Genomic DNA, 12,852 nt, shown 5'->3' on the forward strand with positions numbered 1-12,852 from the left:
ACGTAAAGAGAATTGGCACCCCGACGCTACCGGCGCCGCGCACGGGACCGGAAGCGTTCCCCCCGGACTGTGACCCGCCCGGCACACGGGCCCCACGGATCATGCACCGCCGGCACCGCGGGAGAAGGCGGCCCTAGGGATGGATGGTGCCGACCAGGGAGGCGGTGGAGGTGAGGGTGGACTGGATGGTGGGGGCCAGGCTGGAGGACGCGAGGCAGAAGCCCAGCAGGACGCAGGTGATGGCGTGACTGGGCTTGAGGGACCGGTTGTGCATCTGCATCCCGGCGAGGACGAGGAGCAGCAGGACGACGGAGACAGAGACGACCATACGGTCGATGGCAGCACAAAACGGACGGGAAGTGCGGGAGACACGCACAGCGGCGGGCCCGGGCGTCCATCCGCCCGGGCCCGCCGCTGTGGAAAGGGTTCAGCCGGTCATGACCAGGTGAGCAGCCGCTTGGGCTGCTCCAGGATCGCCGCGATGTCACCCAGCACCTTCGAGCCGAGCTCGCCGTCGACCAGCCGGTGGTCGAAGGAGAGCGCGAGGGTGGTGACGTGCCGCGCCTTCACCTTGCCCTTGTGCACCCACGGTTGGAGCTTGACCGCGCCGAACGCGAGGATCGCGGACTCGCCGGGGTTGAGGATCGGGGTGCCGGTGTCGATGCCGAAGACGCCGACGTTGGTGATGGTGGCGGTGCCGCCCTGCATCGCGGCGGGCGAGGTCTTCCCCTCCCGGGCGGTGGTGACCAAGTCGCCCAGCGCGGACGCCAGTTCGGGCAGCGTCTTGTCGTGGGCGTCCTTGATGTTGGGCACCACCAGACCGCGCGGGGTGGCCGCGGCGATCCCCAGGTTGACGTAGGACTTCCGGACGATCTCCTGGTTCGCCTCGTCCCAGGCCGAGTTGGCCTCCGGGTTGCGGCGGAGCGCGACCAGCAGCGCCTTGGCGACCAGCAGCAGCGGGCTGACCTTGAGCCCCGCGAACGCCGGATCGGCCTTCAGCTCCTGCACCAGCTTCATCGACTTCGTGATGTCGAAGGTCACGAACTCGGTGACGTGGGGCGCGGTGAAGGCGCTGGTGACCATCGCCTGCGCGATGGCCTTGCGGACGCCCTTGATCGGGACCCGCGTCTCGCGCGCGCCCGTCGAGGTGACGCCGGCGACGTCGTCGGCCGCCGGCAGCGGCAGCCGGGCCGGCGGCGCGGCGGCGGCCCTGATGTCCTCCCGGGTCACCTCGCCCTGCGGCCCGGTGGGCACCACGGTGGCCAGGTCGATGCCCAGCTCCTTGGCGAGCTTGCGCACCGGCGGCTTGGCCAGCGGCCGCAACGCACCGGCCACGGGAGCACCGGCCACGGGAGCACCGGCCGCGGGAGCCTCCGCCGCGGGCACCTCAGGAGCGACGGGCGCCTCGGGCGCGGCAGGTGCGGCGGGCGCCGCGTGCCCGTTCAACGGCTCCCCCGGCACCGGCCCACCCGGCTTCTGCTTACGGGGCCGCCTGGTCGTCGACGACGGCGCGACCCCGTAACCGACCAGCACCGCCGTCCGCTTCGCGGCCGGCTCCGGCGCGGGTTCCGCCGCCTCGACCGCCTCCGCGGCGACGGCAGCGGCCGCTCCGGCCTCGGCACCGCCCGGCGCGTCCTCGCCCCCCGCGTCCACCACGATGATCGGGGTGCCCACATCCACCGTGGTGCCCTCGTCGAAGCGGATCTCGCTGACCACCCCGTCGAACGGGATCGGCAGCTCCACGGCCGCCTTCGCCGTCTCGACCTCGCAGACCACCTGCCCGTCGGTGACCGTGTCCCCGACGCCCACGTACCACTTGAGGATCTCCGCCTCGGTCAGGCCCTCACCGACATCCGGCATCCTGAACTCGCGAAAGCGCTGTGCCTGTACGGCCATGATCGTCACAACCCTCTCCTCAGTACGCCAGCACGCGGTCGACGGCGTCGAGTACGCGGTCCAGACCGGGCAGGTACTCCTCCTCCAGCCGGGCCGGCGGGTACGGCGCGTGGAAACCGCCCACCCGCAGCACCGGCGCCTCCATGGCGTAGAAGCAGCGCTCGGTGATGCGGGCCGCGATCTCCGCGCCGGAACCGAAGAAGACCGGGGCCTCGTGCACCACGACCAGCCGCCCGGTCTTCTCCACCGAAGTCTGCACGGTGTCGAAGTCGATCGGCGAGATCGAGCGCAGGTCCACCACCTCGATGCTGCGGCCCTCGTTCGCCGCCGCGGCCGCCGCCTCCAGGCACACCTTCACCATCGGACCGTACGCCACCAGCGTGACGTCGGTGCCGGCCTGGGCCACCGCCGCCTTGTGCAGCCCCGCGGGCACGGCCGAGACGGCCACCTCGCCCTTGTCCCAGTAGCGGCGCTTCGGCTCGAAGAAGATCACCGGGTCGTCGCACTCGATGGACTGCCGCATCATCCAGTACGCGTCCGAGGCGTTCGACGGCGAGACCACCTTCAACCCGGCGATGTGCGCGAAGAGCGTCTCCGGGGACTCGCTGTGGTGCTCCACCGCGCCGATGCCGCCGCCGTAGGGGATGCGGATGACGATCGGCAGCTTGATCTTGCCCAGCGCCCGCGCGTGCATCTTCGCCAGCTGCGTGACGATCTGGTCGTAGGCCGGGAAGACGAAACCGTCGAACTGGATCTCCACCACCGGGCGGTAGCCGCGCAGCGCCAGGCCGATCGCGGTGCCCACGATGCCGGACTCGGCGAGCGGGGTGTCGATCACCCGGCCCTCGCCGAAGTCCTTGAACAGGCCGTCGGTGATCCGGAAGACGCCGCCGAGCCGGCCCACGTCCTCCCCCATCACCAGGACCTTCGGGTCGTTCTCCAACGACGTGCGCAGCGACTCGTTGAGCGCCTTCGCGATGGCCATCTGCGTCATGTCAGTGCCCCTTTCCGGAGCCGGCCGCCCCATGGGCCCCGGCGGGCGCGTCCTCGAAGGAGGCCAGGTACTCGGCGAACCGGGCGCGCTCCTCGTCCACCAGCGCGTGCCCGTCGGCGTAGATGTTCTCGAAGATCGCCATCGTGTCGGGGTTCGGCATGCTCCGCACGCCGTCGCGGACCCGCTTCGCCAGCGCGTCGCTCTCGGTGTCCAGGCCCGCGTAGAACTCCTCGTCGGCCAGGCCCTGCTTGTCGAGGTACGTGCGCAGCCGGGCGATCGGGTCCTTCGACGCCCACTCCTCGCGCTCCTCGTCGCTGCGGTAGCGGGTCGGGTCGTCGGTGGTGGTGTGCGCGCCCATCCGGTACGTGAACGCCTCCACCAGCATCGGGCCCTGTCCGCTGCGGGCGTGCTCCAGGGCCGCCCGGGTGACCGCGAGCACCGCCAGCACGTCGTTGCCGTCCACCCGGACGCCCGGGAAGCCGTAGCCGGCCGCGCGCTGGTAGATCGGCACCCGGGACTGCTTCTCGGTCGGCTCGGAGATCGCCCACTGGTTGTTCTGGCAGAAGAACACCACCGGCGCGTTGTAGACCGCCGCGAAGGTGAAGGACTCCGCCACGTCGCCCTGGCTGGAGGCGCCGTCGCCGAAGTACGCGATCACCGCGGCGTCCGCGCCGTCCTTGGCCACGCCCATCGCGTAGCCGGTCGCGTGCAGCGTCTGCGAGCCGATGACGATGGTGTAGAGCTGGAAGTTGTTCTCGTTGGGGTCCCAGCCGCCGTTGTTGACCCCGCGGAACATGCCCAGCAGGTTCAACGGGTCCACGTCACGGGTCCAGGCCACGCCGTGCTCGCGGTAGGTCGGGAAGATGTAGTCGTCCGGGCGGGTGGCCCGCCCGGAGCCGATCTGGGCGGCCTCCTGGCCGAGCAGCGAGGCCCACAGCCCCAGCTCGCCCTGCCGCTGCAGGGTGATCGCCTCGGCGTCGAACCGCCGGGTCAGCACCATGTCCCGGTACAGGCCACGCAGCTCGTCCGGGGTCAGGTCGATGGAGTACTCGCCGTGCTCGACGCGCTCGCCCGCGGGGGTCAGTAGCTGTACGAGCTCGGGCTCGCCCCCACGGCGCTTCGCGCGGCCGCGGCTGGTGCGCCCGCCCGAGGCGGGGGGACCCCCAGCGGCAGTGCTCTTCACGCTCACGTTCGCTCCTCCGTCTGTCCGGCCCCCGGGATCTGCCGGAGAGCCAGTGCGGCTCACCTGGTCCGGCGTGACGCACGGGGTATGTGCGGCATGGCCGGGCCAGGCGTGACAACGCCCCGGCGAATGGCCTGCAAAGCAGACGTTACCTACATCGGGAAGCCTTCGCGTACACCGAGGGCACACTTTCTGACCTGCGGTTTTGCTTGGATTTCCTAGTAGTCCGCGTTACCGCAGGCCATGACCGGGACACCGGCACCGTATCCCGATCGGGAAAAGTCCGTAAGGGGTGAACGGCCCGGAGTGCCGTCCGGTTCCGGCCATCGCCCGAATCCGACCAGCCGGACATAGCAGACGCAAGGCCCCTCACGCCACTCGCATATGCCCGAACCGCCCGTTGATCTACGCTGAGCCGCGTGATGGGCACGGCACAGCGGCCGCCCGCACTGACCGCCCTGCTGCGCCGCTACGACTGTGCGGCGACCCTGCTGACCTGCGAACCCGTACCACGCGGGTTACTCAACCGGGGCTGGCGGATCACCACGGGCAGCGGCCGCTACTTCCTGAAGCAGTACATCTCGGCGGACACCGCGGCACCCGCGGTGATCGCCCGACAGCACCACGCGACCCGACGGCTCGCCCGGCTCGGGCTGCCCGCGGCCGCGCCGCTGCCGGACCGCGACGGGACCACCGTCACGGTCCACCACGGCCACCGGTACGCCCTGTTCCGGTGGGTCGAGGGCCGCCACCGCGAGGGCACCGAGCTCTCCCAGAGCCAGTCCCACCGGCTCGGCACCCTGCTCGGGCGGGTCCACACCGGACTGGCCGACACCCAGCCGCCGCCCCCGGCCGAACCGCACCCCAGCGCCGACCCCGACCACACCCACGAGCAGATCGACCACCTGCTCACCCTGGTCCGCGGCCACCGCCCCTTCGACGCGTTCGACCGGCTCGCCGAGCACCGCCTGCTCGAACGCCGCGCGCTGCTGCGCCGGCACGCCCACCGCCGGCCGCCGGCCGCGGACGACCGGGCGAGCGGCTGGGTGCACGGCGACTTCCACCCGCTCAACCTGCTCTACCGCGGCGAGGAGCCGGCCGCGATCATCGACTGGGACCGGCTGGGCGTCCACCCGCGGGCCGAGGAGGCGGTCCGGGCCGCCGTCATCTTCTTCGTCCACCCCGCCGACGGACGGCTCGACCTCGCCAAGATCCGCGGCTACGCCCGGGCGTACCGGCGGGCGGCCGGGATCGCCGTGTCCGAGGTGGCCGCGGCCGTCCACCGCGTGTGGTGGGAGCGGCTCAACGACTTCTGGATGCTGCACTGGCGCTACCAGCACCGCGATCCCCGGTCCGACCCGCTCTTCCCGGCCGCGTCCGCCCTGGCGGTGTGGTGGACCGAGGAGTACGCCCGGGTCCGCGACGCGTTCACGGGGTGACCGGACCCTCCGGGGCGGTGCGTCCCCGGAGTTCCGGGACCTTGCGGCGCGTGGGTGGCTGGTCGCGCAGTTCCCCGCGCCCCTAGGGTTCGCGCGGCTGCGCCCGCGGCAAGCCGTCAGTCGCCGGCGCTGCCCGCGGTACTGCCCGCCGAGTCGCCGCCGACGCTGTCGTCCCCGGCGGTGCCACCGCCGCTGTCACCGCTCCCGCCGGTGGTGGGCGAGCTGGGCGGCGGGGTGGTCGGCTTGGTGGGCGGCGTCGTCGGCTTCGTCGGTTTCGTCGGCTTCGTCGTGTGGGTGGGCGGTGTCGTGGGCGCCGTGGTGTCGTCGGTGGGAGACGTGGACGTCGAGGTGTCGGTGGGGGTGTCGCTGGACTCGCCGGAGTCGGTCGGCTCGTCGTTCACCGCGCCCGAGGTGTCGTCGGACGGCTGGTCCGTGGCGTCGTCGGACGGCTGGTCGGAGGACTGCGCGCTGGTCGGCGCGGTGGTGTGGTCCGTGCTCGGGCCGCTCCCACCGGTGTCCCTGGTCGCGAGGTAGACCCCGAGCGTGATGGCGAGCACCGCGGCGATCACGAAGAGCACCGGCTTGACCCAGTGGCTCCCGGAGGACGGCGGCTTCTCGCCGTACCCGTGCACGTCGTCGCTGCCGCCGACCCCGGAGATCCCGCCGAGCAGCGGACCGATCTCCGCGGTGTTGCCGCTCTGCCCGGGCCGGCCGCTCTGGGCCACCACGGTGGGCGCGGCGCCGGTCTGGCGGGGCGTGACCGCGGTGACCGCGCCGGTGTTCCACATCCCCCCGGTCCAGCCGCCCTGCTGCATCAGCGTGTGGTGGGCGTACCCGACCAGCGCCCGCATCTCCTCGGCGTTCTGGAACCGGTCCTCGGGCTGCTTGGCGAGCGAGCGCAGCACCAGGCCGTCGAGCTCCGGCGGCACCCGGTCGCTGATCTGCGACGGCAGCTGCGGCTCGTCCTGGACGTGCTGGTAGACCACGGACAGCGGGGTCTCGCCGACGAAGGGCGGCCGCAGCGCCAGCAGTTCGTAGAGCAGGCAGCCAGTGGCGTACAGGTCGCTGCGGTGGTCGACGGTCTTGCCGAGCGCCTGCTCGGGCGAGAGGTACTGCGGGGTGCCCATCACCATGCCGGTCTGCGTCATGGTGCTCGCCGCGCCGTGCAGCGCGCGGGCGATGCCGAAGTCCATCACCTTGACCGCGCCCGTGGTGGTGATGATGACGTTCGCGGGCTTGATGTCGCGGTGCACGATGCCGTGCTCGTGGCTGTAGGCGAGCGCGTCCAGCACGCCGGAGACGATCACCAGCGCCTGGTCGACCGGCGGCGGGGTGGGCCCGGTGAGCAGGTCCTTGATGGTGTGGCCCTCGACCAGTTCCATCACGATGTAGGGGACCGTGCCCGTACGGGTGACGTCCTCGCCGGAGTCGTAGACCGCGACCACCGCGTGGTGGTTGAGGCCGGCCACCGACTGGGCCTCGCGGGTGAAGCGGGCCCGGGCCACCTGGTCCTCGGCGAGGTCGGTGCGCAGCAGCTTGACGGCGACGATCCGGCCGAGCCGGACGTCCTCCGCCGCGAAGACCTCGGCCATGCCGCCGCGGCCAAGCCGTCCGGTCAGCCGGTAGCGGCCGTCGCCGACCACGGCCCCGGGGCCCCAAGGACCGTTGGCCTCCGACGCTCCGATGCCGGCGGCCGTCTCGTTCGGGTCGACCATCAGTCCTCGTCGTCCGTCCATGTCGTGCGAGCCATGTGGTGCGAGCCTGTCGTACGCGCATCGCTGTCTTGGTGCGCCACCGTACCGCTTTTCGGTTGCCGCGATCGGACGCCGTCCGACTGCCGTACGAAGGTCACCGCTTTGTGCGCGGACGATGCGTATCAGGTGACGAGATGGTCAACGAACTTGACGTGCACGTGCGATAAGCGAGACTTGGCGGGCAAGCTCGGGGGACTGGTCTGTCCCGTCCCGGTTCACCATCAGGGGGTAGCGGTACAGATGAGCGGGGACGCCACACAGGGCGGGTACGCGGGGCGCTCGGTCGGCGGCGGGCGGTACGTGCTGCGGGATCTGCTGGGCCAGGGTGGCATGGCGTCCGTGCATCTGGCACATGACACGGTGCTGGACCGGCCGGTGGCCGTCAAGACCCTCCACACCAACCTGGGCAACGAGCAGTCGTTCCGGGAGCGCTTCCGCCGCGAGGCGCAGTCCGTCGCCAAGCTCAACCACACCAACATCGTCTCCGTCTTCGACTCCGGTGAAGACGTGATCGACGGCCAGATGGTGCCGTACATCGTGATGGAGTACGTCGAGGGCAAGCCGCTCGGCGACGTACTGGCCGCGGACATCGCCCAGTTCGGCGCGATGCCCGCCGACAAGGCGCTGAGGGTCACCGGCGACGTGCTGGCCGCGCTGGCGGTCAGCCACGAGATGGGCCTGGTGCACCGGGACATCAAGCCGGGCAACGTGATGGTCACCCGGCGCGGCGTGGTCAAGGTGATGGACTTCGGCATCGCGCGGGCCATGCAGTCCGGCGTGACCTCGATGACCCAGACCGGCATGGTGGTCGGCACCCCGCAGTACCTCTCGCCCGAGCAGGCGCTCGGGCGCGGCGTGGACGAGCGCTCCGACCTGTACTCGGTCGGCTGCATGCTCTTCGAACTCCTCACCGGTCGGCTGCCGTTCGACGCGGACTCGCCGCTGGCGATGGCCTACCAGCACGTCCAGGAGACCCCGCCGGCCCCCTCCGCGGTGAACCAGGCGCTCGGCCCCGCCATCGACGCGCTGGTGGCCCGCGCGCTGCGCAAGAACCCGGCCGAGCGCTTCCCGACCGCCGACACGATGCACGACGAGATCGAGCGGGTGCTCTCCGCCACGCAGAGCGGCGGCATGCCGGTGATCACCGGCAACGCCGTCACCGGCAGCCGCGGCGAGGGCGTCGCCGCGTCGGTCTTCCCGGTCCAGCCCGGCCAGGTGCCGCCCCCGGCGCAGCAGGTCCACACCCCGTACGCGCCGACCCCGCCGCCGCAGGGCTACGGACCCACCACCCCGCCGCCGTCGGCGTACGGCTACCCGCAGCAGGGCGCGCCGACCCCGCCGCCCACCCCCGCGTACAACCTCCCGCCCAGCCAGGTGCCGCAGCAGTACGCCATGAACGGCACCGGCGGTCCGGGCGGCGGCATGGCCGGCGGCACCGGCGGGCCGAACGTCCCGCGTCGCGGCGGCAAGTCCAACACCCCGCTGGTCGTGGGCGTGGTGGTGGCCGTGGTCGCGATCGCCGTGATCGTGGGCGTGATCGTCGCGATGACCAACAGCGGCGGTGGCAGCCCCAGCGCGGACCACACCGACACCCCGACCGGCAGCGCCACCACCTCGGCGAGCGCCAGCGCGTCCGCGACGGACAGCGTGGTCCAGGGCGACCAGACCCGCACCATCGACACCGACCAGTGCACCGACGCCCACAACGACTTCATCAACCCCGACAAGCCCGATGTCGCCACGATGCCGGACTTCCACACGGACTACGTCGACTCCGTGGTCGCCTGCATGAAGGCCGCGGGCTGGAAGTACACCATCAAGCACACCAACGAGCAGTTGTGGGGCAAGGGCTCGGTGACGAGCCAGTCGCCGTCCGCCGACGCCGACTACAACCCGAAGACGGACGGCCCGGTCACCATCTGGGTGTCGACGGGCAAGGGCACGGACTGAGCGCTTGCGCGCCTCGGCGCTTGTATGACTTGTGTACGAAAGGGCCGGACCTCGGCGGCGTCCACCGCGGAGGTCCGGCCCTTTCGCTTGTCTCGGGGTCGGCTAGAGGTAGGGGCCGGAGCGGCCCGTCGGGCCCTGCGGCTCCTCGTCGTGACCGGCCGCGCCGGGCGGCAGCGCGCGGCGCATCTGCTCCAGCTGGGCGCGCGCGGCCATCTGCTGGGCGAACAGCGCGGTCTGGATGCCGTGGAAGAGCCCTTCGAGCCAGCCCACGAGCTGGGCCTGGGCGATCCGCAGTTCGGCCTCGCTCGGCACGCTCTCGTTGGTGAACGGCAGTGACAGCCGCTCCAGTTCCTCGACCAGCTCGGGGGCGAGCCCGGCCTCCAGCTCCTTGACGGAACTGGCGTGGATCTCCTTCAGCCGCACCCGGCTGGCCTCGTCGAGAGGAGCCGCCCGCACCTCCTCCAGGAGCTGCTTGATCATGCTGCCGATCCGCATCACCTTCGCCGGCTGCTCGACCATCTCCGTCACCGGGATCTCGCGGGGCTCCTCGCCCTCGCCCAGCGCTCCACCGCCGAGCGCCATCCCGTCCGGCCCGACGACCAGGACCTGCGGATTCTGTGAGTTCTCCGTCGACCGTTCGTTCATCGGCATCTCCATGCGTCCATTGTCCCGCAGCGGCCCCGCGAGCCTCGACACCGGGAGTCGCGGGCGGGCTGGCGCGGTCACGAGCGGCGCGATCGGTGGCGGGGCGATCGGTGGCAGCGCGGTCAGTGGCGCTGCGGTCAGTGGCGGCGCGGTCAGGGCCGGCGCAGCCGCAACCCGAGGAACCCCAGTCCCAGCCCGACCAGCACCAGCCCGGCGCCCAGCGGCAGCACCCGCGGCACCGGGCGGCCCGCGGTCACGAACGGCAGCGCCTGGTCGTCCTGCTCCTCCTCGGCCCCGGCCGGTGCGTGCGACCCGCCCGCCTCGAACGACGGCACGGGCGTGGCAGCGGCCTGCCCGCCGTCCGCGCCCAGCAGCAGCGGCGCCGAGGCCGCGCCCGGGTGGCCGCTTCGGTGCCCGAGCGGGACGTACGGCCGCAGGGGCGCGTGCGGAGCCGCGTGCGGGGACCGGGCCGGGGTCTTGGCGGCGGGTGCGCCGCGGGTGGGGGGCGCGGGGCGGCTGCCGGGGTGACCGGGCCGCGGCGAGCCGGTGCCGGGCAGGGGCCCGGCGGAGGACTCGGGGGCCGGGCGGTTCGGGCGGTTCGGGCGGTCCGGTGCCGGGGCCGCGGGCGCGGGCGGCGAGCCGGTGGACGGTGCCTGGCCGGCCGAGCCGCCGGAGTGGGTGGGAGAGCTCGGCGCGGGGGCGGCGGACGCGGGAGGACCGCTGGGTACGGGGGCCGCCGGGGCTGCGGGCGGAGCGGGCACGGGCGGCCGGGCAGGACGGCTCGGCCGTGACGGGACGGCGGGAGGGACGAGGGGCGGCACGGTCGGGGGGAGGACCGGCAGCGTGAGCACGGGGCCGACCCCGGGCAGGGGCAGCGGCTGCGGCTGCGGCTGCGAGGCGGCGGGAGCGGACGGTCGGGGGTGACCGGCAGGCGGCCGCTGCGTGCCCTGCGCCGCGCCCGACGAAGTGCCCGACGAAGTGCCCGATGGCGCGTCCGGAGCCCCCGGCGCCGTGGCGGAGGGGCCAGGCGGCCGTCGCTGCTGTGCCGCCGAGGGCGCCGTTTCCCCGGCCGCCCACGCCGGCGCCGCCGCTCCGAGCAGCGCCGCGGCCAGCACCGCCGTGCCCGCGGCCATCGTGCCCGCGGCCGCCCGTCGCGCCTCGCCCCGCCTGTCCGCCGCAGCCCACCGCACGTCCGCGCCTCCCGCACCCAACCGTGTGTACGCCCCAGCGTCACATGAGGCGACAAATACGGCATCCCGGGCATCTTTCGGGCGCCCGTCGCCGGCACAGCGGGCCGCCGGAGAAGCGGGCCGCTGGAGAAACCGGGTGCGCCCCGCCCCGTCCGCCCGGCACCATCACCGCATGACCGGGACACCCGCGGACGGCGCTTCCGACGACGCCGGCCCGCCCGACGGCGACCCGCTGGGCTGGTGCGTGGTCGCCAACGTGAGCGCCGAGACCGCGAACGGCGAGGCCGGGCTCGACATCCGGCGCGGCATCAAGCACTTCCCGCCCGGCGCCCGCCTGTGGGTCACCCGGGCCCGATGGGACCCGGGGCACGGCCGCACCCACGCGGTCGGCCGGCACCGCGGGCGCTCCGGGCGGTACGTCCGGATGGTGGTCGCCCTCGACGACCTGGAGAACTTCCGGGTCCGCGGCATCCACAGCGCCCGCCTGCTCCGCGTCCTGCTCGGGCTGCGCCGGGACCCGGCCGCCCCGCTCCCCGCCGAGCGCCCCTGGAACTCCCGCGCGCACGCCCAGGAGTACGCCGACGCCTGGGCCACGTGGCAGCAGCACGTCCCGGCCCGTATCGACGGCGAGGCCCACCCGGACCGCTACGTCGGCAACCCGCCCCCGATGGAGATCGAGCACGAGGGCCGCACCTTCCACCTCGCCCACTTCAACGCCAAGGGCGCGCGCTACTCCCCGCTCCCGCCGCCGACGGAGTACGTCCCCGACCTGCCGTGAGTGCGCGGCCGGGCAGGTCCGCCCGGCAGCGCGGGGCGGAGAGGCGGTCAGACGGTGAGCAGGATCTTGCCGATGTGGGTGCTGGACTCCATCAGGCGGTGGGCCTCGGCCGCCTGGACGAGCGGGAGCGCGCGGTCGACCACCGGGCGGACGGTGCCCGCCTCGATCAGCGGCCAGACGTGCTCGCGGACCGCCGCGACGATCGCCGCCTTCTCGGCCGGCGGGCGGGAGCGGAGCGTGGTGGCGGCGACGGCGCCGCGCTTGGCCATCAGCTTGGCGAGGTTCAGCTCGGCCTGCACCCCGCCCTGCATGCCGATCACCACCAGCCGGCCGTTGACCGCGAGCGCGTCGATGTTGCGGTCCAGGTACTTCGCGCCGATCAGGTCGAGAATGACGTCCGCGCCGTCCTCGCCCAACTCCGCCACGAAGTCCTGCTCGCGGTAGTTGATCAGCACATCCGCGCCCAACTCCCGGCAGGCGTCGAGCTTTTCCGCACTGCCCGCGGTGACCGCGACCCGCGCCCCGACCGCCTTGCCGAGCTGGATCGCCATCGTGCCGATCCCGCTGGACCCGCCGTGCACCAACAGCGTCTCGGTGGGCCGCAGATGGGCCACCATGAAGACGTTCGACCAGACGGTGGCGGCGACTTCGGGCAGCGCGGCCGCCGTCACGAGGTCGACGCCCTCGGGCACGGGGAGCAGTTGCCCGGCGGGCACCGCCACCTTCTCGGCGTAGCCGCCGCCCGCCAGCAGCGCGCACACCTCGTCGCCGACCGACCACCCGGCCACGCCCGGGCCGACCTCCGCGATCCGGCCGGAGCACTCGAGGCCGGGGTAGGGCACGGAGCCGGCCGGCGGGTCGTAAAGGCCCATCCGCTGCAGGAGGTCGGCGCGGTTCACCGCGGCGGCCGCGACCTCGACCACGACCTCGCCGTCCGCGGCCACCGGATCGGGTACGTCCGCCCAGGTCAGCGCGTCGGGGCCGCCCGGCTGGGGAATCGTCATCGCGTACATGCAACGGGAG

General features: G+C 73.1%; 11 protein-coding genes. 3 read left to right on the forward strand and 8 right to left on the reverse strand.

Annotated elements, in window-relative coordinates; all coding sequences use genetic code 11:
- Positions 1-133 precede the first annotated feature (133 nt).
- The 4 genes from OG896_RS18655 to pdhA form a co-directional block, all read right to left on the reverse strand.
- Entirely contained in the window at positions 134-328 is a 195-nt protein-coding gene (locus OG896_RS18655; protein ID WP_329366889.1) for a hypothetical protein, read from the reverse strand.
- Positions 329-435: 107 nt separating this feature from the next.
- The gene (locus OG896_RS18660) at positions 436-1,905 is read right to left on the reverse strand and encodes a dihydrolipoamide acetyltransferase family protein (RefSeq protein WP_443057078.1); all 1,470 of its coding nucleotides are present in this window, start codon (positions 1,903-1,905) and stop codon (positions 436-438) included.
- A gap of 10 nt (positions 1,906-1,915) precedes the next feature.
- The gene (locus OG896_RS18665) at positions 1,916-2,890 is read right to left on the reverse strand and encodes an alpha-ketoacid dehydrogenase subunit beta (RefSeq protein WP_329366891.1); all 975 of its coding nucleotides are present in this window, start codon (positions 2,888-2,890) and stop codon (positions 1,916-1,918) included.
- Between the two features lies 1 nt (position 2,891).
- Positions 2,892-4,079: a pyruvate dehydrogenase (acetyl-transferring) E1 component subunit alpha gene (pdhA, locus tag OG896_RS18670; protein ID WP_328466753.1), complete on the reverse strand. Its 1,188-nt coding sequence runs from the start codon at positions 4,077-4,079 to the stop codon at positions 2,892-2,894.
- A gap of 416 nt (positions 4,080-4,495) precedes the next feature.
- On the opposite strand from pdhA, the gene OG896_RS18675 reads away from it, so the two are divergent.
- Positions 4,496-5,512: a phosphotransferase gene (locus OG896_RS18675; RefSeq protein WP_328474307.1), complete on the forward strand. Its 1,017-nt coding sequence runs from the start codon at positions 4,496-4,498 to the stop codon at positions 5,510-5,512.
- A gap of 116 nt (positions 5,513-5,628) precedes the next feature.
- Here the strand turns inward: OG896_RS18675 and OG896_RS18680 are convergent, their stop codons facing one another.
- Positions 5,629-7,248, reverse strand: coding sequence for a protein kinase domain-containing protein (locus OG896_RS18680; protein ID WP_443057079.1), 1,620 nt, complete (start codon positions 7,246-7,248; stop codon positions 5,629-5,631).
- 258 nt (positions 7,249-7,506) lie between these two features.
- Between OG896_RS18680 and OG896_RS18685 the strand changes: the two genes are divergently transcribed.
- Complete coding sequence (locus OG896_RS18685) at positions 7,507-9,216, forward strand: Stk1 family PASTA domain-containing Ser/Thr kinase (RefSeq protein WP_329366892.1); 1,710 nt, start codon at positions 7,507-7,509, stop codon at positions 9,214-9,216.
- A gap of 102 nt (positions 9,217-9,318) precedes the next feature.
- On the opposite strand, the gene OG896_RS18690 is transcribed toward OG896_RS18685, so the two are convergent.
- Both OG896_RS18690 and OG896_RS18695 read right to left on the reverse strand, forming a co-directional pair.
- The gene (locus tag OG896_RS18690; RefSeq protein WP_329366894.1) at positions 9,319-9,873 is read right to left on the reverse strand and encodes a bacterial proteasome activator family protein; all 555 of its coding nucleotides are present in this window, start codon (positions 9,871-9,873) and stop codon (positions 9,319-9,321) included.
- Positions 9,874-10,013: 140 nt separating this feature from the next.
- Positions 10,014-10,622 carry a hypothetical protein gene (locus OG896_RS18695; RefSeq protein WP_329366896.1) on the reverse strand — a complete coding sequence of 203 codons (609 nt, stop codon included), beginning with the start codon at positions 10,620-10,622 and terminating at the stop codon, positions 10,014-10,016.
- Between the two features lie 601 nt (positions 10,623-11,223).
- Here OG896_RS18695 and OG896_RS18700 point away from each other — a divergent pair.
- A complete protein-coding gene (locus OG896_RS18700; protein WP_329366899.1) occupies positions 11,224-11,829 on the forward strand; it encodes a hypothetical protein in 606 nt (201 codons plus the stop codon).
- 47 nt (positions 11,830-11,876) lie between these two features.
- On the opposite strand, the gene OG896_RS18705 is transcribed toward OG896_RS18700, so the two are convergent.
- Positions 11,877-12,842, reverse strand: a complete 966-nt coding sequence (locus OG896_RS18705) for an NAD(P)H-quinone oxidoreductase (protein ID WP_329366900.1) — start codon at positions 12,840-12,842, stop codon at positions 11,877-11,879.
- Between the last annotated feature and the right edge of the window lie 10 nt (positions 12,843-12,852).

This window comes from Streptomyces sp. NBC_00669, assembly GCF_036226785.1.
Lineage (GTDB): Bacteria > Actinomycetota > Actinomycetes > Streptomycetales > Streptomycetaceae > Actinacidiphila.

Bases quoted from the DNA above. Each gene is read 5' to 3' on its own strand.
- OG896_RS18655 (WP_329366889.1), bottom strand. From the start codon at position 328: ATGGTCGTCTCTGTCTCCGTCGTCCTGCTGCTCCTCGTCCTCGCCGGG.
- OG896_RS18665 (WP_329366891.1), bottom strand. From the start codon at position 2,890: ATGACGCAGATGGCCATCGCGAAGGCGCTCAACGAGTCGCTGCGCACG.
- OG896_RS18675 (WP_328474307.1), top strand. From the start codon at position 4,496: ATGGGCACGGCACAGCGGCCGCCCGCACTGACCGCCCTGCTGCGCCGC.
- OG896_RS18680 (WP_443057079.1), bottom strand. From the start codon at position 7,248: ATGGACGGACGACGAGGACTGATGGTCGACCCGAACGAGACGGCCGCC.
- OG896_RS18685 (WP_329366892.1), top strand. From the start codon at position 7,507: ATGAGCGGGGACGCCACACAGGGCGGGTACGCGGGGCGCTCGGTCGGC.
- OG896_RS18690 (WP_329366894.1), bottom strand. From the start codon at position 9,873: ATGGAGATGCCGATGAACGAACGGTCGACGGAGAACTCACAGAATCCG.
- OG896_RS18700 (WP_329366899.1), top strand. From the start codon at position 11,224: ATGACCGGGACACCCGCGGACGGCGCTTCCGACGACGCCGGCCCGCCC.
- OG896_RS18705 (WP_329366900.1), bottom strand. From the start codon at position 12,842: ATGTACGCGATGACGATTCCCCAGCCGGGCGGCCCCGACGCGCTGACC.